The 22,799-nt window shown below is 64.1% G+C and carries 20 protein-coding genes; 4 read left to right on the top strand and 16 right to left on the bottom strand.

The annotated features are described in order from the left end of the window. Positions 1-22 precede the first annotated feature (22 nt). The 14 genes from ACNQVK_RS03110 to ACNQVK_RS03045 form a co-directional block, all read right to left on the bottom strand. Positions 23-4,744: a methyltransferase domain-containing protein gene (locus tag ACNQVK_RS03110; RefSeq protein WP_418028543.1), complete on the bottom strand. Its 4,722-nt coding sequence runs from the start codon at positions 4,742-4,744 to the stop codon at positions 23-25. 254 nt (positions 4,745-4,998) lie between these two features. After that, positions 4,999-5,973 carry a DUF4192 domain-containing protein gene (locus tag ACNQVK_RS03105; RefSeq protein ID WP_418028542.1) on the bottom strand — a complete coding sequence of 325 codons (975 nt, stop codon included), beginning with the start codon at positions 5,971-5,973 and terminating at the stop codon, positions 4,999-5,001. A gap of 154 nt (positions 5,974-6,127) precedes the next feature. After that, a complete protein-coding gene (locus tag ACNQVK_RS03100) occupies positions 6,128-7,009 on the bottom strand; it encodes a hypothetical protein (RefSeq protein ID WP_418028541.1) in 882 nt (293 codons plus the stop codon). Next, complete coding sequence (locus ACNQVK_RS03095; RefSeq protein ID WP_418028540.1) at positions 7,006-8,025, bottom strand: DUF3560 domain-containing protein; 1,020 nt, start codon at positions 8,023-8,025, stop codon at positions 7,006-7,008. Before ACNQVK_RS03095 ends, ACNQVK_RS03100 begins: the two co-directional genes overlap by 4 nt. A 558-nt stretch (positions 8,026-8,583) precedes the next feature. Beyond that, positions 8,584-9,345, bottom strand: coding sequence for a hypothetical protein (locus ACNQVK_RS03090; RefSeq protein WP_418028539.1), 762 nt, complete (start codon positions 9,343-9,345; stop codon positions 8,584-8,586). Between the two features lie 116 nt (positions 9,346-9,461). After that, positions 9,462-9,791 carry a hypothetical protein gene (locus ACNQVK_RS03085; RefSeq protein ID WP_418028538.1) on the bottom strand — a complete coding sequence of 110 codons (330 nt, stop codon included), beginning with the start codon at positions 9,789-9,791 and terminating at the stop codon, positions 9,462-9,464. Positions 9,792-10,025: 234 nt separating this feature from the next. Beyond that, positions 10,026-11,342, bottom strand: a complete 1,317-nt coding sequence (locus ACNQVK_RS03080) for an AAA family ATPase (RefSeq protein WP_418028537.1) — start codon at positions 11,340-11,342, stop codon at positions 10,026-10,028. 1 nt (position 11,343) lies between these two features. After that, positions 11,344-12,558, bottom strand: coding sequence for a hypothetical protein (locus ACNQVK_RS03075; RefSeq protein WP_418028536.1), 1,215 nt, complete (start codon positions 12,556-12,558; stop codon positions 11,344-11,346). Beyond that, positions 12,555-12,755, bottom strand: a complete 201-nt coding sequence (locus tag ACNQVK_RS03070; protein WP_418028535.1) for a chemotaxis protein — start codon at positions 12,753-12,755, stop codon at positions 12,555-12,557. The genes ACNQVK_RS03075 and ACNQVK_RS03070 overlap by 4 nt, the downstream gene beginning before the upstream one ends. Then, positions 12,752-14,008, bottom strand: coding sequence for a DUF2201 family putative metallopeptidase (locus tag ACNQVK_RS03065; RefSeq protein WP_418028534.1), 1,257 nt, complete (start codon positions 14,006-14,008; stop codon positions 12,752-12,754). The genes ACNQVK_RS03070 and ACNQVK_RS03065 overlap by 4 nt, the downstream gene beginning before the upstream one ends. Further along, entirely contained in the window at positions 14,005-15,108 is a 1,104-nt protein-coding gene (locus ACNQVK_RS03060; protein ID WP_418028533.1) for an AAA family ATPase, read from the bottom strand. Before ACNQVK_RS03060 ends, ACNQVK_RS03065 begins: the two co-directional genes overlap by 4 nt. A gap of 187 nt (positions 15,109-15,295) precedes the next feature. Beyond that, on the bottom strand, positions 15,296-16,333 hold the full coding sequence (locus ACNQVK_RS03055; RefSeq protein ID WP_418028581.1) for a hypothetical protein: 1,038 nt from the start codon (positions 16,331-16,333) through the stop codon (positions 15,296-15,298). Positions 16,334-16,434: 101 nt separating this feature from the next. Then, on the bottom strand, positions 16,435-17,271 hold the full coding sequence (locus tag ACNQVK_RS03050; RefSeq protein WP_418028532.1) for a phosphoadenosine phosphosulfate reductase family protein: 837 nt from the start codon (positions 17,269-17,271) through the stop codon (positions 16,435-16,437). Positions 17,272-17,385: 114 nt separating this feature from the next. Continuing rightward, the gene (locus ACNQVK_RS03045) at positions 17,386-17,817 is read right to left on the bottom strand and encodes a hypothetical protein (RefSeq protein ID WP_418028531.1); all 432 of its coding nucleotides are present in this window, start codon (positions 17,815-17,817) and stop codon (positions 17,386-17,388) included. Positions 17,818-18,342: 525 nt separating this feature from the next. On the opposite strand from ACNQVK_RS03045, the gene ACNQVK_RS03040 reads away from it, so the two are divergent. The 3 genes from ACNQVK_RS03040 to ACNQVK_RS03030 are packed head-to-tail and all read left to right on the top strand — an operon-like array spanning position 18,343 to position 20,362. Further along, positions 18,343-18,780 (top strand): hypothetical protein, encoded by a 438-nt coding sequence (locus ACNQVK_RS03040; protein WP_418028530.1) that lies wholly within the window; start codon positions 18,343-18,345, stop codon positions 18,778-18,780. Then, positions 18,777-19,637: an RAMP superfamily CRISPR-associated protein gene (locus ACNQVK_RS03035; protein WP_418028529.1), complete on the top strand. Its 861-nt coding sequence runs from the start codon at positions 18,777-18,779 to the stop codon at positions 19,635-19,637. Before ACNQVK_RS03040 ends, ACNQVK_RS03035 begins: the two co-directional genes overlap by 4 nt. After that, positions 19,634-20,362: a hypothetical protein gene (locus tag ACNQVK_RS03030; protein WP_418028528.1), complete on the top strand. Its 729-nt coding sequence runs from the start codon at positions 19,634-19,636 to the stop codon at positions 20,360-20,362. The genes ACNQVK_RS03035 and ACNQVK_RS03030 overlap by 4 nt, the downstream gene beginning before the upstream one ends. Positions 20,363-20,366: 4 nt before the next feature. Here the strand turns inward: ACNQVK_RS03030 and ACNQVK_RS03025 are convergent, their stop codons facing one another. Both ACNQVK_RS03025 and ACNQVK_RS03020 read right to left on the bottom strand, forming a co-directional pair. Beyond that, the gene (locus tag ACNQVK_RS03025) at positions 20,367-20,657 is read right to left on the bottom strand and encodes a hypothetical protein (RefSeq protein WP_418028527.1); all 291 of its coding nucleotides are present in this window, start codon (positions 20,655-20,657) and stop codon (positions 20,367-20,369) included. Between the two features lie 131 nt (positions 20,658-20,788). After that, positions 20,789-21,610, bottom strand: coding sequence for a hypothetical protein (locus ACNQVK_RS03020; RefSeq protein WP_418028526.1), 822 nt, complete (start codon positions 21,608-21,610; stop codon positions 20,789-20,791). 262 nt (positions 21,611-21,872) lie between these two features. On the opposite strand from ACNQVK_RS03020, the gene ACNQVK_RS03015 reads away from it, so the two are divergent. Further along, complete coding sequence (locus ACNQVK_RS03015) at positions 21,873-22,790, top strand: sensor domain-containing protein (protein ID WP_418028525.1); 918 nt, start codon at positions 21,873-21,875, stop codon at positions 22,788-22,790. The last annotated feature ends 9 nt before the right edge of the window (positions 22,791-22,799 follow it).

Genomic DNA, 22,799 nt, shown 5'->3' with positions numbered 1-22,799 from the left:
TGAAACTCAGCTCAGCCGGGTTCTACGCAGCGGCAGCAGCCTTGTCGGTGGCGCGCAGTTCCTCTGCGATCGCTTGGTTGACCCGTTCCAGTTCTACGCGCGCCGCCACCAACTCATCGGGCTCGGTGATCTCTGCCGCCGATGCGGTCGCCCGCGCGTCGGTCGCCTGCCGCCGATCCTGTTCGGCTTGCCCACGGGTGCTGGCGATCTCATCGCCGATACGGTTGATCCAATCGGCTACCGTGCGCTCGGCCCACTCTCGCACGGCCGCAGCGCCGCTCCGCCGAACCTTCGGCGGCAGCTTCGCAGACCACACATTCTGGTAGTCGAAACTGAGATCCAGCCGATAACCCGGGTCCATATCGACGAACCGGATCGCCACGCGGCGATCTGTCCATCGGCTGTAGTGCAGGCTGACAGCACCCCGCCCCGTACCGCACACCGCATTAGCCGAATCCTCCAAATTGATCCCCGCCATGGTGGGGAGATGCTCGGCCAGCGACACCAGGCGCAGCACTCGCGACTCGGATGCATCCGCCCGGTCGTCGGCGCGCGCGGCCTGGTTGAACAGTGCGCGCACGTTCTGTTGCACTGATACATGCGCCAGCCGTAGCTTGCGGATCTGGGTCGTTAACGTGTGCTGGCGCAACAGGAGGTCGTTTCCGGCTGCCGCAGCCTTCAGCTCCCCGAAACTCAGCGTCGCCTCCCCAATGTCCTCGATCTCCCGGGCCTGCCCGTCACTGCGGTACAGCTGCTCGAAACCGCGCGACTTCCGCTCGACCGTGCCAAACATGTAGGCGTCAAACGTATTTTCGACCACGTAGGAATGAATCCCCACCTCTTCGTGTTGGTTTCCGTTCCGAATCCCGCGGCCATTGCGCTGCTCCCACGCCGCTGCCGTCCACGTTGGATCGACGTGGTGAAGCGAATGGAGCCGGTTCTGAATGTTGGTGCCAATACCGACCTTTGAAGTACTTCCGATCAACACCGCGACGCGTCCATCGCGGCATGCGGCGAACAATGCTTCACGAGCCTTCGGGGTGCTCGCCTCGTGCACGAACCGAATCATGCTCGACGGGATTCCCTGCTTGATCAAGCCCGCTCGGATGCGTCCGTAGGTCTGCGGGTCGTCCTTCTTCGGCGTTCCAAGATCGCAGAGCACCAGCTGGAACCCTCCCGGATTATCTGAACCGTGGTAGATGGTGCTCTTCGTCTCGTGGTAGATCTCTGCCACCTTGACGGCAACGGTTTCCAACTTCGGTGCGCCCCCGCCAATCCCGACTAGGTGCGGGTCCAATGCCACCTTGCGGCCATCTCCGCAGATCAACAGCATGTTGTCCTGCTCCGGGCCCACGCGGCGTGCCCGCAGATCATCGGCCCGGTCCACAAGCGTGTCCATGAACTGGCCGGTCGGTTCTGTGGGCTGGCTGATGTGGGTGTAGCGCAGTGGCGTCGGTCGCTTCAGTCCAGTGTCCTCAGCCCGAACCATCGACATGAACGACGAAAGCATGGTTCGCAGTTCGGGCACGTTCTGAATCACCGACGGCCGGCGCTTACTGCGGAACCCGCCACCGTCAGGACTGGTCTCGACGATGACCTCATAGCGCACGAACTGCGCCGCCCATGCGTCAAAATGCCCAAGGCCAGTTTCTCTCAGCTGCTCGGGAGCCATGAACTGCTGCCAAACATATCCCTCGGCCAGGGTGTTGGTAAACGGGGTGCCCGTCATCATTGTCACGAATGGCCGGTCGGGGTTGGCTTGGCGCAGCATGGCAATCTTCAACCGCAGGTCTTCGGCCCGCTTCGACTGCCCCAGGCTGAAGCCCTCTGCGCGTGTATTCACCTGAAGCCTGCGGAAACGGTCAGCTTCGTCAATGATCAGGTAGTCCAGCCCGAGCATCGGAAACGTCAGTGCATTCGGATCATTCACCGAATCGCGAAGCCGCTCAATCCTGGCTTGCTGAGACCGCACGGCCGCGGCAATGCGCTTGCCGGAGTAGCCCGAGACGCGGCCGTAGTTCTCCAACTCGGCCAACTGTTCGTCACGCCAGGCCCGCTCCACCCTTGCGGGGACGGGAATCGATGAGAAGGTCTCGTGGGTCATTATGACCAGATCCCAATCGCCTGTAGCAACGCGCGCAGCAAACCGCCGGCGAGCGTCGCGATGCAGATCAGCGCGACTGACAATCAGGAACCGGCCCGATGGCCAGGTCTGGTACGCTTCTCGGGTTATCTGCTCTATCAGATGATTTGGCACGACGCAGGCAACACGATTGGCTAGTCCGAACTGTCGAAGCGTCATCGCTACCGCGATAGCCGACTTTGTCTTGCCAAGCCCGACTTCGTGCGCAGCAAACGCACAAGGGGACGACACGGCACGGTCGACAAAGTCCTTCTGATGCGGCCACAACTCGATGCCCTCGGCCAAGCCGGGGAATGTCAGGTGCGACCCGTCATGCCGACGCAGCACATGCGCATTCATCGTGTTGTTGTACCGCTCAACGATACGGCTCTCCCGAGCTGCGTCCTGCCACACCCAGATTGAAAACTGCTCGGCGATCTTGGCAAGCTTCTGTTCAGCCGCCTCCGTCTCATCGGCGTTGCGGACCCGCTTGTTTGACCGGCTCACCTCGTCGAAGTACTCATCAAACACGATGGGGGCGGCCCCGTTTAGACCAATCTGGAGCAGTTCGAACGCACCCAGACGTGTGGTGCAGTACGCCAACTTCGCTTCGTTCGATAACCGATGACCCTCGACTTCCCAGGCCGCCAGCGGCGCGACGTGCTGCACCCGGGCTCGGTATCCGAACGTATCTTCACAGAAGTCGGCGATATCTGTGGCGGTGACCCACGGCGAGCCGAGCTCGATTCGGATCTCGTTGCGCCCCAGCCACGGCGGCTGCACTTCCGTCAGCGCCGAGACGTTGCGTTCAAAGCTACTGTCGGCAGCGGCCGCAGCCAGCGCCTCGCGCAGCTTGGCGCGAACGTTGCCCGACAGATAGTCACGGGCAATAATCGGCCTCCCGTCGACCGGGTCACGGTAGGCCAGTTCCCCTAGTGCGGAGAATGCCTCGTCTGGACCAGCGAGGCCGAGCAGATTGGCGATTCTGATGAGATCCAGGCCGCGCCCCTCCCCAAGGCTGATCGCCAATGCTTCACCAGCAGTATCAGCCCGGGTAGCCGGCACCGGTCGCCGGTTGACCCTGTGCATCAGGATCGGTGCGGGCTTAGTGTCACCTGTGTCCTGGTCGAACTCCTCCAAGGCAAGCACAATCGGGGAATCCGGGTCAGACCGGAACCCGCCCAACGTCGCAACCCGCCAAGCGATGCGAGGCTCACCACTTTCACTGTCAGGCTTGCCGTAGGCCAAGACACCACGATTGAGGCCACCGAAGCGCTCGACATAGTCCGAGTACACCTGCCGGCAGGTGTCCCGCAGTTGCTCGACCTCGGTGTCCGGCCGGGCCCAATCCGCCTCTGCTTCGACCAGTGCCACCGCGGCGTCCCGCAGCCCGATGAGCGCTCGAAGTTCCGCACTCGCACGGGACACGGGTTCCAGTTCGCCCTCAACAACCCGGACCACCTGGCCATCCACCACATGCAATGACCCCTCCTTGCGGCCCTGCGCGTCTTCTAGCACCACATCGGACAGATCATCCACGGGGCACTCATCGGCCGTATAGCCGATCAACAGCGGCGTCACCGCGGCGAACGCGCGTGACACCTCAGCTGCGGGGTCAGCAGCCGCCACCGCCAAGGGTTCCCGGTCAAACCCGGTCAGCCGCATCTCACCTGCGACAAGTTCGGGGTGTTCGTCCCAGAACCGGCTCACCCGCGTGCAGCTGTAACGCCCCGACACGGTCCCATCGAGCGTCACCGTCGGCTGGTCGCCGGGATCCCAGCCCACTTCACGGTCCGCCTCATCGCGTACTCGCAGCACCAAGACATCGGCAACCACATTGGTCCCCTCACCACTGAAATAGCCGGACGGCAGGCGGACCGCCGCGAGCAAGTCCGCAGACTGCCGTATCTCGTCGGACAGGCCGTGCGTTGCATCAAGCGAGTAGCGCGACGTCACCACCACGACGTAACCGCCGGGCCGCACTGCTGCCACCGCCCGCCGCAGGAAATACTCGTGCAGCGACCCGTAATAGCGCATCGCGCCGTCATGCACGTTGGCAGACGAAAACGGGATGTTTCCGACAGCCACGTCAAACCGCTTGTGCGGCAGGGATACCTTTTGCAGTTCCCCCAAGATGAAGGTGTGACCGGGGTGCAGCGCACGAGCGATCTTGACCGAAGTCGGATCGACGTCGACCCCGGTCAGGCGGATCGGCAGGTCAGTCGGCGCGTGGCGAAGGAACCTGCCCGAGCCGCACCCTAGGTCCAGTACCGTTCCTCCGGCGAACCCAGCAGTGCGCAACAGGTTGTAGATCGAGGCAATGAGCTCAGGGGGTGTGAAGAACGACGTATCGACCACTCGGCCGGCGCCCGTCATATCATCGCTGGCGCTTTCGTCCAGATCATCGATCAGCTTCGCCCACGCTCCGGTCGGGTCGGGATCGAACAGCTTCGCTACAGGTCCCCAGCCCGGAAACGCTTCCAGCTTCTCGCGCTGGAGATCATCGGGAGCGGCCCCGCCCAACTCCGCAACGGTGCGCACCGCAGCCACCGCCTGACGCGCCAGCCGCAGCTTCCCCTTGCCCTTCGAACCACTCAGCGCTGCAACAGATGCCGAAGACATACCCACTATTCCCCTTCCGGGAGATCAGGGCTCACCCGACTGGCGAGGCCCAACGCAACTCAGTGTAACCAACCCCACCGACAAAGCAGGCACGCGCGACGACACCGGGGCGATGGAGTCTTCGTCGTCGTCGTCGAACCACTTTCTGACGCAATGGGACTAAACAGCCCGACCCACCCCGGCGGCGGGGAGGGGTCGGGTCGGGTCCTCGGCGGGTTCTACGTCCAGGCGAGGACCCGCCGAGGCCGCGCCTCTTAGGCGGCGCTACTCGCCGCCGGCATCCGGATCTCGTCCACCGAGGGAAGTCCAGACAGAATCACCTGCAGATGGTCCGGGTGCATTCCGCGACTGACAGCGGCGAGCAGGCGCTGCGCCAGAACGTGATCGGGCGACTCAGCTAAAGCTGCGGTCAAAGCCTCGTTGGCTATCACGCCCTCACCACGCATGTAAGCCGATACGGCGTACATGACAAGCGCTTCGGTACGAAACCGCCCCGATAGTGCAGCCACCATCGACTCCCACAACGCACCAGCGGCCACCGCCAACTCTGGCGCCGCCGCAGCGATCAGTAACATTTCGCGCACTTCGATGTTGAGCAACAGCACGGCCACCTCCGCCAGGTCAGCATCTAAGACCGTCCCCTCACGACCCATCTTCTCGACGATCGACGTCACCCGCCCGACAGCGCTATCGCGATCTCTCACTGCGACCGGCTCACCGATCAGCGGCATCACCTGTGCGACCCGGGACGGAGCTGGTTGCAGCGCTGCCACCAGCTCCGCGCGACTGCCGTAAACGCGGCGGCCGGCCTCCGTCGGTCCCGGGCGCGTAACCCCGCTGAGGACACCGCCCGCACCGCACCCGTCGATGCATCGCCACTGCCCTCCGTCTGTGATCTGGTCAGCTACATGGGCCGCCAGCAGCTCAATTCCGCGCTTCCGCAAAGCCGATGCCAGAGCCTCCGCCAGCACGCGGTAGGCCGTCGGCGGCACGCGATCGGTCGCGGCCTCAGCAGATACGATCACCGCGATTGCGCTGTCGGCGTCTTGTCGACTTGCCAGCTCGGCCAACGCATCGGCGCCTCCGGCGGCGTCGCCGAGCTCGACCCGCATAACCACACCGAGTCGTCCTCGCTGAACCAGGGCCAACACCAGGGATTGCTCAGGGGTATAGCCCAGCATCATCGGCAATAGCGCGATAAGGCCGGACGGAGACTTGACAGAGAACATGATTTCTCCCCTTCACGGGATCGACGGCGCGCCCGAATGGCTCGCCAACGTCTCCAAATGGTATCTCGCCCCACCGACAACGCAGATCAGAGATACAGACGTTGGGGCAGCACGTTACGCTCCGCCCCAACGCCTTTCAGCGTCCCGCACACCATCACGGCTCCGTGACGTCTCGCGCACCAAAGGTGAACTTGTCTCGCTCAGTGATCTCACTGTTGACCAGTGCCAGCGCCGCATCCACCACGCTGGCCACCGCCGCGGCCGGGTCGTCGAATGTCGCAGGCAGAAGAGCACGATGCGGCTTGTCGACATACACCGGAACTTGCACCCAGAATGTCTGCTCGTCAGCGCAGATTGCGCGTAACGACAGGACTACAGTGACCCCGTCAGCAACACCGTTCGGGTCAAAGCTCGGGTCAATGTCGAGCATTACGTAGTCGACCCCTACGCCGCGTCCCAGTCCGTCCACCTGCAGCCACATCGCCCCCGACGGGTCTGTCTGGAATATCTCCAACACCAGGCTGTGGAGGCACTGGGGTGTTTCGCTGAGCAGCTCCAGCATGGCTAGGCTTTCGGTGATGTCAGCCGCGCGGCCCGACTCCTTCCACCACTGCTCGAACAACTCCGGAGACCGCCTGATCGTCAACGGCGCCAACACACCGCCACACCGACGTGTGCGATCGTCAACGTCACGCCACAGCTTGCCGGGCACCTGTTCGATCAGCTCTCCGGCGCGAAATATGTAGCGCCACCGAACACCGTTGTCGTCTTCCCAATGCAGCGCACTGTAGTCCTTCGAGTAGGGAGCCAGAGCGTGCAAAGCCGCATCGGCTGGGCCATCCAACACACCCCGGAAATCGGTCACTGCAAAGTTGACGTCATCCACCGTCAGCGTGAAGCCCAGCTCGATCAGGGTGTCGCGTCCAGTACCCGCTGTCACCTCGAGTGCCTTTTCCATCGCGACGATCGCAGCGGGAATCTGCGCCGGGTCGACCCACAACGCACCATCGATCAAATCCACCTCAACCGCGCTCACTGGTCGGCCCCGATCACGCGCGCGCCGGCAACAATGCGCACCACGTCGCCACTGCCGGTCTGGACGTCCTTGATCCGGTTGTACGGCAGCCGGCCACTGCGCCCGACCAGTCCCACGCTCTTCGCGTTGACCTTCGCTACGGTCGCCCACATGTCGCCCATGAAGCGGATCTTGTCTCCAACCTCGATTGTCGAGGCATCCCACAGCTGTGCACCGACGGCCGCCGCCTTGTCCAGCTCGCCCCGCCAGTAGCCGATTTCGTCGGTGACACGTGAGATCGCGGCCAATACACGCTCGCGGTGCTCCCCTTCGGCCGCCTCGACAGTGTCGACGTGGCTGATTCCTGCCCCGTCGACAAACAGCGTCCGAGTGTGACCGTCACGGGTTCGTTCATGGCCCCGCAGTTGGGCCTCCAGCCTTTCGATCCTGCGTCGAATCACTCCCGGGGCATACCTGTGAGCTGACGTCGTACTCGCAGCCTCAGCCTTGGCACCAGCGGACTTCGCCTCCTGATAGGCGGAAAGGCTTGTTCGGGCGGCCTTCTCGATCTCGTCATATGCCTTACGCATCCTCGGCGCCGAGTAGTGGTCCACGAGAATCGGTTGCCCCAGTGGCATTCGTTCGGACAGCTCGCGTGCTCGGGCATCAGCCGCCTCGGCAACGGCTTCCTTCCTGCGTGCCGCGTCGTCGAGAGCATCGACCCGCACCGCCTGGCGGGTTACCTTGTCGGCCTCCACCTCGGCCGTCGACCGGCGCGAGTCGTCGATATTGACAGCCACGGTGAACCCTGCGGCCTCCAACGCGATCTCCGTCGCCTCGATCAAGTCAGTGTTGGCATCCACGTCTCGCGAGCGTTGCACGTACCAGCTGCCCACGTTGCGCGACCATCTCCACGCGCGCGCTCTGCCCGTGCGGGGATTCACGATCGCCTTCAGCACTTCAGCAGTGCCGTCCCCACGACGTGTGCCGGCGATCAGCGTGCCGGCCTTGTGGCTGTGTGAAATCGTCAATGTCATTTCCGCTAACTGCCCTTCGGTCCATAGCAGTGGGGCCTTGCCCGTGTGGCCTGCCCCTCAGCAACCGAGATTACTACCACCCACCGACACACCACATAAGCGACAAAGTATGCCGGCGAGAGACCACGACCAGTGATGACGACGACCGAACGAGCTCGCCGCCGCGCCGCAGCCGCGGGATTTTAAAGTAGAAATACCCTGCCCACTCCGGCGGCGGGGAGAGGGCAGGGGCAGGGTGCGGTGAGCACGTCAAGGGCTGTTAGCAGCAGCCCTCGACGTGCCTTCCGCTACAGCTGGCCGAGAATCTCGTACCGGTAGTTCCGCTCCGCCGTCTCTACTGCCGCCTCCCAATCCAAGCCCAGCGCGTCGATAAGGTGCCGCAGATCGCCAAACATGTCATGAACCACCGTTTCGATATCTCCTCGCAGGCAGCGCATATGACTCGCATAGCCGACAAGCGCATGCGCGCCCCACCCTGCACGGCGGTCTACATCAGCCTGAGTGTCAGCCCCCGACAGTTCGCCCTTAGGCTCGCCCGCGATCAGCCCTGCCAGATCCTCAATCGAATCCTCGCCAACGCAGCGCCCAGCGCACACAGTTCGAGCAGCTCGCGTGGGTACACCCTGGCAGCGGTGGATTGCGGCGAGCGTTGAAGCTCCATGACAGGCTGTCAGCACTGGCCAGAAGATGCCCGTAGCGCTGTAGGCCGGCACGCTTGACCCCGAAGCCGTGCAAGGGAATTTCCTCATCGCGGTCGCGGAGCGCCGCGATCACATCGTGGATTTCCTCAGAGTGCTGGCGCCGGCAGACCGAACCGACACCGACGAGCGGGTAGTTTCCGAGATCCACGCCCGCCTCGCCGTACATGTCCCAGCAGCGAATGTAGTCACGAACTGACTGCCCCTGCAGGACAGGCATATACGGCGCTTCGGGGTTTAGGCCCTCGGTCTCATCGTTGCTCCACAGCTGTCCCAGTTCGATAAAGTTGGCGACCGTGCGGCGCTGGTGCTCCTCGACAGATAGCCCTGTCCGCGTGATCATTTCACTTTCACACATCCAGTCTTGCGGTGCTGCCCACTCCAACCGGCCAATCTCGATGTCATACCGCTTGACGGCTTCATGGTATTCCCAAGGGGTGGTGCGCCAGCCGCCGAACAGCGAAAGTTCAGAGAACCCCCCGCTGTCCAGAGCCCAGCCGGCCAGCGCCTTCGGCAGGGAGCGACGCGGAGCCAGTCGACGATGCGACACGAACAACGGCGCCGCAACGGTGCCGATCCATCCCGGCATATGCGTGCCAAGGTAAAACTGGGGATCCTCCACGACGCACCCCTTCGGGTCTGTCCGGGCCTGCCCGAATGGCTTGCCCTATCACAGATCACGCTATCAGCCACCACTGACAACCACCCGCTTGTGCCAGCATATGCGGCTTTCGCCGGTCAGTCGCGGTATGTCGGAGGATCGAAGAACTCTGCATTCGGGTCATCCTCGACATCACAGACCTCAATCACTTCCCGCTCAACCCCCAGGAATCGATACGCGGCCCAATCCTTGAGTTCCGCCAGCCCGTTTTCGAGGTCGCGGTTGTCCCGATCGAAATCAACCACCACCCGCAGCACCGCCTCGTGGTCCGATATTTCTTGCCAACGGATCCGCACCGTCTTCGTTCGGACAGCTTCGGATGTCGCCGCGCACATGACGGCCTCGCGGTCTCTTAGTCCGACCGACCGACGAACACCCAACCGCTGAAGTACCCATTCAACACACATGCCTTGAATCCCCTTTCGGGATCATCGGGCCACCCGATTGGTGTGCCCAATGCGAATCACCCTACATACGGGCGCCGACAGTTCACTTGCACTGACCCCTCCCCCGCCGCCGGCCGCCTCTCCTCCCCCCTCTGCCGCCGCCGCCCGTGGCTCAAATAGGAAGAAACCACCGGGCCAACCCCAGCGGCGGGGAGGGGTTGGGACGCCGGCCATCCCCTCGCCGGCGTCCCGTCCTTACAGCTCGTCTAGCACCGCCCGCGCTTGGGCTGCCTGTTCATCTCCCCGCGCGGTATCGAGCAGCGCAGCTGTAGCCGGGTCGGTGAGGATGGTCAGGTGTGCGCGGTGCCGGGTGAGGGTCACGCACATTCGTCCAGCATCGAGGGCGAACGGTTCCACACTGCGGTATCCGGCCATCGGATGCAGGGCGACCACCGCAGCACGTTCCAATCCCTGCAAGGCATTTACGGTGCCGACAAGAACGTCAGGCATGTCGGCCAGGAGCGCTCGTACCGCCCCGGCCTGCGCGACATGAGGTACGGCGACTGCTATGTCCTGCGCGGTGAGTGGTTCCTGCCCACCGCCGTGCCGGTAATCGTGCCCGGTCAGCTCTCGCACACGATCGGCCAGAGCGGTCAACAGTGCTGGATCGGTCGGCCCGTTGCGGGCTTCGATTGAACGGCTGACGATTTCGGGGAGAACGGTGCCGTCCGGTGCGATGACCGCTTCGTTTGGTCGGCGCGATGTGAACGGCATCTGTGGGTAGAAGTGCCGTGACACCAGCGCACAGGTCTGCGGCCCAAGCCGCCAGGAGTTGGTGAGCTGGTGCACGGTGATCGCATCGCCGTGGGCTGCCAGTAAGGCGTCAGGGGCGGGTTGATGGGGGCCGGTGGCCTGCCCCTCCCACCGTTGTGTCGATCCGGTCACCACCGGTGCTACTTGGCCGGGGTCACCAACGCAGACCACCTGTCGAGCCAGTGCTCCCAACGCTCCCAGGTCGGCGTAGGTGCATTGCCACGCTTCATCGACCAGGAGCACGTCGGCACCGGCCATGTTCGGATCGACGTAGAGCCAGCGCGCCGCTGTGCCGATCAGGATTTCACCGCCCGTCGAGTGCTGCCAGCGCACGCTGGCCCCCGCCACGGTGCGGATGCCGTCGATCGCGACGGGCTTCTTTCCGCTACTGGACACGATCAATGACGCCCGGTCGCTGAGTGCAGTGATGCGCCGCGCCAACTCGGCGGCTTGCTCGCGGGTCTGCGCGGCCACGGCAACCCGTAGCCCCACTCGGTGTGTAAGCGCGCTGCCCAGCCGAGCGACCAAGCGGGACTTGCCGCTCCCAGGCGCTGCGGCCACCATCGTCGCCGCGTCCCCGCCCCAGACCGCCAGTAGCACCCGCGCCAGCATCGGCGAGTCCAGCAGGTCGCGCCCGGGCCAATCTGTAGCTATCGGCGCTGCCACCGGCGCCGCACTGGCGGCCTGACCCGGTGGCAGGCTTGCGATGCTGGGTGACTCTGGTGTCGGTGCGGTGAATCCACCTGGCAATGTGCGCATTTCATTCCTCCGTGGTGTCTGCCTCGTCGGCGGCTGCGATCATGACCGCCAACGGCACCGGGCGGCGCGCAGCGGTCGGCGTGACGCCCTGTGAGAGCCATGAGAACCGACGCTTGTACAGGCGGGCCATCGCTATGCGTCGTGATCGGATCGTGGATATCGACGGTGGTGCGGGCATCACCGTGACCCGTTCCCCGGCTGCGGGCCGATACCCACGTCGCAGTCCGCCGATCGTCACCATCAACGCGCCGTCCTCGGTCACCGACGTATCGAAAACTTGACCGCTGAACCGATTTCCGGTATCGGGCATCACAGACATTGGTACTCCCGGCCATCCGACGACTGCGGTTCCCGGCTTTAACCGGGTGTCGAGCCGATCCGCTCGGATCGTGACCCGCTTTCCTTGCGGTCCTGCCCCGATCACGGCTTCGCCGTGACAGACGAATCCGGTGTGCACGCCGCGTGCCCGCCACAGCGGGTCGCCTAGCAGCGCCGCGTCGTAGAGGTCTGCGGCATCGCACCGACTCGCCAATCTCGCCGCTGCAAGGTGCAACGTCTCTGCCCGGTCCCACGAACGCCCCTCCGAGAGACATTCCTGGTGAATCCCCAGTAGCCAGTCGTCGTCCTCGCGTAGCGCATCCAATCCCGGCAGTACTGGCCCGCCAGTCACCGCGCGATGCCACGCGTGCAGACCGCCCAGGCCAGCAGGCACCGCCAGCGCCCGCCGCCACACCGCCGCATGATCAGCACCGGGAGTGACACCGAGAACGAACCGCTGTCGCGAGATTGCCAACACGTTCGCTACCGCTGTGGTCCCTGGATGCGCGGCGCGTTCCACCCACCATCCGGCCAGCGCCGATCCCGCCGCAACATCGGGATCGCCGCAACGAGCTGGGTCAGCGTAGGCGCAGGCCAACCCTGCCAGCGACCGCAGCGCCGCTGACGTTGCGATCAGCGCAGTCGGTCCCGTTCCCAGGCCGCAACCCGAAGATCCGGCAGCCCGCACCAGTGCGGCCAATCCGGCTGGCCCGCTGCCGGTCTCAATGTGCCCGTCAGGGCCCGCCGCCCGTACGTGCACAGCCGTCCCCACGCGGCGCACACCAACTGCCACCACGTTGTCCCGCACCGGCGCTGGGTTATGTAGCAGCCGGGGAACGGGACTACAGCGCTCGCGCGCGGCCACCCGCAACGCGAGGTCGAACAGCGCTGCGCTCACCCCGCGTCGTCCGCTCGGGTATTCGCCTCTGCCAGGCCGCACGCAGCGGCAGCGAACCCATCTGCCAATGCCGCCGTCGCGAGGTCGTCGCGGTCACGGTCGGCAGCCTGGCCAACAGTGTCGAGCGACCATCCGGTGCCAGCCAGCAGCGACTCGGCCCACTGTACGAACCCGAGTGCACGAGTCTGCTTGCTCACGCGGCCACCGCCATCGGGGTGACATGAACCGTCTTGGCCCATGCTGGCGTGGTATCAACCGCGTGCTTGCCGATCAGGGCCACGATCATCGGCACCGCCAACCGGTGTTCGTGCCACGGCGTGCCGCCATCGGTGAACACCACGACGACGTTGGCAGCTGGCCGCGCGGCCAACGACGCATCGATCCCGACCCGCAAGTCGGTGCCGCCCCCACCAGTCAGCGTCACGTCGTCAATCGAGCGAACCTGCCGTGGTGCTGTGGCCGCAGCGTCGCAGCACACCACCCGAACAGTCGCTCCGGTGCGGCGCAGTACCGCTCTCGTTTCCGACAAGGCAGCGGCCAGGTCGTCCTCCCCCATTGACCCCGACGTATCGATGACCAGGTCGACGGCGATCTTGGGTGCCCGCAGCGTCGGCAACAGCAGTCCAGCCGGTGCGCGGCGGTTAGGTCGACGCCACGAATGGTGCACTTGCCCCGCCTGGTCCTCCACAGAGCGACGTACTGCAGCACGCAGTACCTTGGGCCAAGGAACTACTGCCGGGGCGAGTTGGCGTTGCGCCCAGCGGGCCATGCCCGCTGGGACGGTTCCGCGCCCCATACCTCCGGTCTGCAGCTCGCGCTGCACGGCCTCTGCAACGGCAACCCTCACCAGGTCCACTGCCGCGCCCGATAGCCCCGGCCCGCTGCCCAGGTCTACGTGAGCAGGCAGCTCCCCAGGCACCGGCAAATCCCCTGCGCCCGAACCGCATCCGTACCCGTCCTCGTCGTCGGAATCGTTCGGGTCGTTGCACGGCGTACCGGGCGGCACCAGATGCCGGTAGTAGACCTCGGCAGCGTGCCCGTCCTCACAGCCAATGCCGTGCGGAGTCACAGGGCTTCCGGGCAAAGCTAGTCCAGCCGCGATCAGGTCGTCGTTGATTTCGGCGTCGGCAGCGAAGTTCCACATCTTGTGGTGCAGTGGATATCCCAACGCATCGGCCCGAGCGGAATGGGCGCGGATGACGTGGCCGACTTCGTGGAGCAGAACCGCCCCAGACTCAGAAATGGTCCATCCCTCGTTGGTGCCCAACATCTTTGGGTCGCAGTACAACCTCATCGCACCATCCACCGCGAACGTGCCAAGACCGGGGGCGGCGACCGGTGTCAGCGCGAACAGGGCATGAGCGAAGTAGGGCATTGTCTCGACAGCAGCCATACGCGCTAGCCGCAGCCTGCGCCATTCGTCAGCGTCCAATGCCCTGACCTCGATCACGCCGCGTTCCCCTCGTCCAGACCTGCCGCGATCATCACGTCCTTGAATCGCCGCGCAGATGCAGGGGGCTTGGCACCGGGCGGCATCGCCACGCTCAACGCGCGGGCGGCAGCGCCCGCCACGTCCGGAGCGCCGTGGGTTGCGGCCTCCACCAGCGGCCCCCACGCGGTCATCCACGCATCCTTGGTGCCCTTGCTCGACGCCCACGCCACCACGCCGCTCAACACCGCCCACAATCGATCAGGGCGAGCACCAGCCCAGTCCACGATCGACGGGTCAGCGATCACGTCGGCAACAGCCGGAAGGTCCACGCTTGCCCGCCACTGCACGAACTCGCTGCCCGCGCCATCACCGACCAGGCCCATCGCTGCAGCCGCGATCGCTGCCGTGTCGTCTTGGCGTAGATGTGTGAGCACTCGCGCCAGCGAATGCCAGGACCGATGCGACGGCCAGGGCCGTCCTGCCGCCTCGTCCACGGTCGGCATCCGGTTGCGAAGATTCGGGCGCGCTTCGATGAATGCGGCCAGCGCACCGATTTCCTCAGCCAGGCGTGCAACGTCAGCCGCCACCGCCCGCGACGCTGGCAAGGACGCGAAATTGGTCCGCAGACCGGTCAGCCATTCGTCGGCGGTCGGCTCAAACTCGATGTGTAGGAACCGATTCGCGGTCGGAGCGTCCAGGTCATCGCCACCTGCCGCACAATCGGGCGGGTTGGCCGCTGCCACGATCCTGACCGCATCTGGCAGCTTGACGCGGCCAACCATCCGTTCCTGAATCACAGTGAGCATGGCAGCGCGGACGCTTGGCGAGCATGTCGTCAGCTCGTCAAGAAACAGGTACCCGCCGTTGGCGTCCACAAGGTTTCTGGCCCAGTCGGGGAGCGCCAGACGGACAACGCCGTCATCGACCATCGGCCAACCGGCGATATCCACCGGCTCACGTTGCGACCCGATCACGGTTTCCATCGGAACCCCATCGGCCGACGCCAAAGCCCTTACCACACTGGACTTTCCGATGCCAGGGTTGCTCCACAGAATCACCCCGACATGCGCTCGGGCTGCCGCGTCGATGACGGTGACGGTGGTTTCCAAATCGCTCATGCGCGAGTCCCCTCCACAGGGCCATGGGGCAAACCCGATTGGTTCGCCGTACATGCATGATTCTACCTACTGGCACCGACAGAATCGGCTCGGCAATTGCCTATCCAGCAACGCGTTTGGGTAATTCCCACCCCGGCCCGCCCCTGCGGCGGGGAGGGGCGGGGGTGGGAATTACCGACAGCTGAGGTTATGCGCGACGTACACCCACGATACGAACGCTGGCTCCGCCCGCTTGGAGCTGCTGCGCACGCCGAGCAGCAGCCACGCGGTGCACACTCAACGGGTAAGCAATACCGTCGCGCAGAGTCTTCGCATCGGGGTAGGCCTTCTGGAATTCCTCCTCGCTGTCCAGCATCCCGACCATAGTGATGCCGGCGTCGGCCAAGTCCGCAACTTTCAGCCTGGCGGCACTGTCGGCGATGAAGTCGTCGATCTCCTGCAGCTCTTCTAGCAGGCTCGACGGCACCAGAGTTCCCCCGCCCAGAGAGGCCGGCGCCTTCTTAGTTCCGTTCTCCCAGTCGTAGTACTTCTTCTTCGCCAGGCCCAGCAGGACGCCGGCACCATTTTTCGTCAAGCCAACAGCAACGCGGCGGACCATCAGGTCAGCGCGCCGATCAGGCCGGCCGTCACTGCCTGCGGTGCGGTAAACCTCGACACGGTGCCCCCGACGAGTCAACTCCGCGGCAGCACGCCCAACGGCCACATGCTGCAACGTGAACGGGTAGGCAATCTTGTCGCGGATCGTTGCAGCCCCAGGATGGGCCTTCTCAAATTCAGCCTGACCGCCGACCGCGTAGAGCACGATGGGCTCGTCATCATCGTCTGCGGCAGCCTGATCAGCGTCAGCCTCGACGAACATGCCAACGAGTTGATCGACAAAGGTCTCCATCGCGATCAACTCCTCGACCAGAGAGCCACCGACCCACCCCCTGTTGCCGGCCTCGCGCGACCAATACTTCGCCAGATCCACATCGAGGACTTCTGCGAGGACTTCGGGATGCAACCCAAGAGCGGTTCGACGTGCAAGAAGGTCGGACCAGAGGTAGGTGGATTCCTCGCTGGCCGAGGCCGAAGACGTATCGGATCCGTCAACGACTGTCTCCGGCACTTTGAAGGGATCCAGCAGCCATGATTCGTCCATGGGGATTGGTCGCTCCCTCTCGGGGTGATCTGACGGTTTCCAGCTGCTTTGCAGGCTGCTGAAATCTCGGCGTTCGATAGTCATCGTGCTCACTGCTCTTCCCTTCGCGGAAGTTTCGGAGGCTCGACCCTGGTGGCCAGCCCTATACGCTTCTCATGATACCGCGCGCCTGCGTCGTACCCGGGTTATGTCCATTCCCGTAGGCGTGGGAGGGCGTCTGCGAGCCGGCTGAACAGCACGGGCCACCCCTTCTGAAGCCACGCCACGTGCCCATTGGACAACTTGTCGGCGTCGATGATCGAGTCAACGCGGATGAATTGTTCGGGAACACCGAGGCGACCGAGTTTCGTGTAGACCGGGTTCAGGGGTACACCGCGGCCGGCGAGGTATTCGAAGACGTGGCGGCGCTGCCAGTCCCAGATCGGTCCGTAGGTGACGGTGCCGTCGGTGCGGCGCACGATGCCTCCGTACCTGGCACGCACCTCCTGCCGCGACAGCTCGGGGTGTGCGGCAGTTTCAATGGCTAATCGCTCCCGGTACAGGTGCCGGCGCCCAGCGGATTCTTCGGCGCGCACTCCCCACATGGATCCAGGCCCATGCCGACGGTGGGCGCGGGCGGCTGGGCCGGTGATCATGATGTCGGCTAATTCACCACGCAGGCGACGGTCTGGGGCGTCATGGTCGAACCCGCCGCCGGCAATCAGCACGGTCAGCAGATCGGGTTCTGCGGGAACAACTTCGAAATTGAGGTTCCACTCATCGGCCCGATCGGCAAGGTAGTCCAGCGTTTCGGGGAACTGCAGTCCACTGTCATAGAACACGACCGGCACGTTCGGATCGACCTGGCGCGCAAGGTCGACGACGACGGTGGAGTCTTTTCCTCCGCTCCAGGAAACGAACCCGTCATGCGCATCGAGGTGTTCCCCGATCCGAGTGAGCAGGTGCGAGTAGGCCGCGGGACCCCGCCGGCCAGCGGCGATCGCCCGCAACGCCTGCAGGTCGTGTCCGTCCGATGCCGTCATCGCCAACCAGCAATGCCATCGCGGGCCCGCCGCCGGACGCTCAGATCTCGCACCCGCACAAGCCTTGCCTTCCCACTCCTACCAGGTGATCTGACCATACGTCGCACAACGTGATCAGATCACCGCCGCGACACCACTTTCACCGCGCGGGCGGTTGGTCAGGATCCGCGCGGCATCCCACAGTGGCGGCACTGATCGCCAATCAGCCAGCTGCTCCCATGCCCGCATGATCGGCGCCCACCGATCAGAGGGCCGACTGGTCAGTAGACGAGCGGGTGGGGCCGGCTGACCGAGCTGGGGCCATGTTGCTCCGATCTCGCCGCGCAGCCATGCCACATCCCTGAGCCTCTCGGCTGCTCGTGTATCCCAGCGCAGCACCAGGCCATCCACGGCCAGGCACCCCCACTTGGCCGCCGGCAGGATGTGGCGGCGTCGCGACGTCGGGAATACCACCGCAGCGCTGGTGGTCAGCGGCCCAGCCAACAGCACTGCCAACAGGTCGGTGCCTTTGGAGTACTCCTCGACCGTGGTGGGGGTGATCAACAACGAGGGCGCGGTGCTGAGTTTGTGGCTGTAGGCCCACGCACATGGCACACATAGTCGACGGGACCCGAACGGCCAGCCGTCAAGCCCGGTGAATTCCTGGGAGATGATCTGCGAGCTGAGGACGGTGGGTTCTTCTGTCCCGCAGCGGCCGCAGCGGCCCGCTGGTTGTGGCGGCGCCGCGTCTACTGAGGGTTGGCCAGCAGCTCGCCATGCCGCGGCGGCAGGATCGCAAAACATGTCCTGACCACGATACGTCCAGTAAGGTGGTCGCTACGAAACACTCGCAGGGGTTGGGCCTGGTTGCAACCCGGAAGGCGACTTCGGAGGTCAACGTCTTACGGCGGCGATATCGGAGTCGCCTTCTCTTTTTTGCTGAGCCAATCCGCCGAAACCGAAGTCTGCAACGGGCGCCCCGCGGATGCGCTTCCTATTCGGTCAGATCAGTCGCCGCGGGATTCTCGTGAGCGTCTGCCGGCAGGACGAGGTGGGCACCGCCTGCAGTTGTTGGCGTTAGGCTCATCGATCGTGACGACACCAGCCGGCGCAACACCAACTGCGGCGTGGCAGGCACTGGTGCCCGAGCTCCGCGAACTCACAACCAGCCCAGCATCAGATATCGCCGAGCGTTTGCTACTACTTCTGCACTATTCGATCGACTGGGAAAACAGCTGGGTGGCCGACAAGAGGTACCTCAAACGGTACTGGGATGAGATCCTGCCCGGTCGCGTTCGTCGCGCCGCCTATCTGGCGACCACACTCAACCACTGGTGGTCGGAAGTATCGACAGCGCTCGAAGCTCCGATGCCCCGCTATGAGGACCGTCGATTGGAGCTCGCGACACTGCTTGGCCAGCCGCCGCTCCCGGTGATCACTGAATTGCAAGACAACCTTCCGGGGCTGATTTTGCGGGTTCGGATCATCGCCGACGCGGTCTCCCAGCAGCGGAGGGCCACACGTAGATGAGCCAGTTGTCCACGATCCATTGGGATATCGATATCCGGGCACTGTCGTCGATCATCCATCGCGAGGACTACGCATCGGCCGGTTCAGACACTTTCACGTTGTTCAACCGCGAAAAGTTCATTCACAACGGTGAACCCGTCAAGGTTCCAGTGATCTCCGGCAACAGTTTTCGTGGGGTGCTGCGGCGTCTCGGGGAGAGTCTGACTGCTGCGGCCCTCAACTACGAGGGATTGCTTCCAGTAGCTGCTGCCCACTTGCTCACCAATGGTGGCCGGTTGGCCAAGTCTGCTCGGCCCCTCACCGACGAGCAGGAGCGGACCCTCAAAGATCTCGTGCCCCAAGTCGCCGTATTCGGGGGATCTGCCAGCGGCCGGATCATGCGAGGGCAACTCGCAGTCGGCAAGGTCAATCCTGAAGTCGCAGAACTCTCCCACATTCTGACGCGCCAGACATCCGAGGTGCTACCGCCGGTGGCGCTGGTCCTCGGGGCCGAATCGTTCACGCACCTTGATGATCACCGCCGAGGCGTAGTCCCGCCATCCGCGTCAGATTCTGATGACGAGAGCGGGCCATTGGGAAGATACAGCGTCCAGACGCTCGTGGCTGGCACCCGTCTACAGACCTGGGTTCGCATTGAGGACGCCACCGACATCCAGGTGTCCTTTTTCGCCAGCGTGCTGGCGGCCTTCGCCGAGTATGGCCATCTTGGCGGCCGTGTCGCTGCGGGCCATGGCCAGATCGCTACAACGATCAGCCCCGAGGTTCGACGTGGTCACCTCACAACTGGCCTCGATTGGGCCGCGCAACTCGCCGAGCGTCGCGATGAGGCGATCGGCGCCCTCACATCGCTGACATGAGCACAGTCTCACTCTCAGTCACTGCGATCACCCCGCACGGCGTCGTCCTCTCACGCCCGTGGGGTATCCCACTCGACGCGTTGTTGGCCTCAGTGGTGTGGCATCGCCGCAAGCGCGAGGCCATGGAGGCCGGCGGGTACTTGAAGTACCGCCCCGAAGAACCGCAGGAGATCCTGGAATTGCCCTTGGCTCGGTGCGGGGATCCCAATGCTGACGACGACTGGCATTGGATGTCGACGTTCGCTGATCTGCATCCCCAGACTGGGCATACCCTTGAGCCCGACATCCGTTGGCGCACTTCACGTACCAACCGGGCTCGCCTGCAGCAGCTCGCGCCAATAATTAGTGGCCGGGTGAGCGATCGGGCGGGCCGCTATCAGCGGCGCGTCGTGCCTGTGATGGCGCACCCGGCAACGCATCTTACTTGGCGGGCGGTTGGCGATCCTGAATGCATTAGGGAAATGCTCACCGAACTTCCCTCGATCGGCCCCAACCGTGGTGTCGGAGAAGGCGTCGTGTCCCGCTGGGAGGTCACCGAAGAGCCCAGCCTTGATCAGTGGGAAGCCGGGCATGAACACGCTCCCGGGGTCCTCGGGCGTACGACACCGCTGCGCTGCATCGGCGAGACCCCCGCCTGTGAGGTCGGGGTTTTCGATGTTGCGTCCATCCGGCCGCCTTATCTGCATCGTGACAGTCGCACTCGCGCGTTCCATCCCGCTCGTTGAGTGCTCAACGCAGATCGGTCAGCTCAAAGGCGCTTCCTGGGAACAACAGCAGCAAGTATTCAGTGATGTAGTCGTGGGCATCAGATGCCTCCAGGATCGAGGTTTCCGACGTGGTGCCGTCCCACCAATGCCATACGTCGCCGTCGCGGTAACCGAACGGCAGCGGAACGTCCTCGCTGACGTGCTCACGAGACCACGTGCGGGCCGCCCCCAGAACGAACCGCCAGCTGTGGCCGCTAAATGTGACAGTTCCGTCGGCGTCGGCCACACTCCGCAGCGCCACAGGCAGCGACACTCGGGCACGGCAGGTTTCTTCTGGTAGGTAGGTGCGCTCACCGACGCGCCGACGGTAATGCCCGTTGCGGCCTGGTCTATTGGGCCCGAGTTCTGACCGGTTGGGGTGCACTATCCAATCGTCTTTGCGGGTCATGGCTTCTCCCTCAGCTGGACGACGAGCCGTTCGCCGTACCCGGACGGTGTTGCATACGTGAGATATTCGGCTGCAACGACCTCCATCTGCATCCCTCTGGGCAACACGTGAGTGGTGTCTTCGATGCTGTCGGAGCGGCCGAGATAGGCGCCACGACTGGTGACGATTTCGAACACCACGTGACGTGCACTGTCGTGGCCGGGGGTTTCATGGAGGTTGTGCTTGGCCACCGTGAACTGGTCAAAGTCCAACGTGGCGCCTGGCCTGATAGTCAACGGAAGATCCCGAGGACCCTTGACGTCAGAGACGGTGTCTGGCAGTGAGACGGCTACGTACACTTTGTGATCGCGGTCGTTGAGGGCCTCATACGACTGGATCATGCGGTCCAGTCGCTGCACCGTCACACGGTCTGCCTCATCAATCTTTTGCGCGTCGCCGGCGGCAGTATGCAGAGCCCGGTTGATGCGACTCCATTCAGTGCGATCGTCATCGGTGAGCATGGTGCGCACCGCACGATGCTGTGTTGCCGGCGCTGCGGCCATCACCTGATTCTTGATCGCGCTACGCAGTTTCCGTTGCCTGCCGCTCATCATTTTCCGGAAGTCATCCGCCGGAGGCAGCGATGCGCGCAGCCGTATCGAGTCGACACTGCTGACGTCTCGTGGTGTCGCGCGGTCGCGGTCACGTGCAGCTCGGGTGCGCGAACTATCCCCGTCGCGGGCTTCGTCGATCATGCGGTTGGCCAGGCGGTGGAAATCCCGGTCGCTCATGACCTCGGCTGACACTTCGCGCGCTGCTTTCACGTCGCGTTCGCTCATCGTGCCGCCTTCGACGTCAAAGTTGACTATCGGTTCCCGGTTCGGCCGACTTGTCTTCGCGCCCACAGGCTCCCTGCTCTCCCCCGCCGGCCTTGCCGATTGCATCCGACCTGGAGATTTGAGTCTATGAGCCCATCCGGCGAAGACCGGCGGCCACGGCACGACGATTTTCACCCAATTCGAAACTGCGAGCTCCGTTTCCACGGGTTGCCGAGAATGGAGGGCTTCGCGCAGGCCGCCACGCCACGCCGGCCGCCGATCGGTGAGCCTTCTCTACGAACTGGATCCTTCGATTGCGACACGACCAGCGCGTGACCAGTTGCGGTTTGACCATATGAAATGGCACGGTGTGAATGCTTTCAACGAGAACCCAGGGGGAATAGTGCGGGTTGTAGTCGGTGTAATTGGCATCGGTTTGTTGCTGGCGGGCTGCTCCACGCCGGTTGATGGTGAGGCCAAACAGGCCCCCGCAACCACCGAGACCTCCGCTCAGCCCTCCACACCGGCGGCAGCCACATCCTCCGAACTGCCACCAGCAGCTGCGCCGCCAACTGTGGCCACCGTCGAGCTGGCGCGCCAGGCACTCCTCAAGCGCAGCGAGCTCGCCAACATCCTCGGCGATACCAACATGCGCCAGGTCTCCACGTACGACAAGCCGTGGGATCCGGCGACTGGCATTGACCCTCCTGACTGCGCAGCGAAGCTTCTGTTCCAGGAATCAATCGCCTCGTACGGCTACTTGGCTGCAATCGGCGACCACAACCAGGGCGAAGGTGGCCACACCGCGTCCCAGATGATTCAGGTGTTCCCGGTGACATCCAAAGACTGGCCGGTACCCAACCGGCAGGCGCTGCGGGCCGCCAGCACTATCGTTCAGCACATCTACGACGAGCAATGCCGTGAAGGCACGACATTCACCACCACTGCCAAGGACGTCACGCAGCATTGGACAGCAGGACCGATCGTCTCGGAAAACCCCTCAGCCCTCGATGATCAACGTCAAGACACCTCCCGCGGAGGCGGCGGCGCGGTACGCCAGGAAGGCCCCCCACGCAGCTGCTATCACGCGGCCATGGCACGCGCCAACGCAGTGATCGAATCCATCGTGTGTGGGAGCGGCGATTCGCTAGCCCAGGCAAACCTGATCATCGATCAAATCGCCGCCAAACTTCCCGGATAGCAGCTGTCT

It is taken from the genome of Mycobacterium sp. 134 (assembly GCF_048282715.1).
Lineage (GTDB): Bacteria > Actinomycetota > Actinomycetes > Mycobacteriales > Mycobacteriaceae > Mycobacterium > Mycobacterium septicum.
Note: the sequence above shows the minus strand (reverse complement) of the source record. Positions and strands in the feature narration are given on the sequence as shown.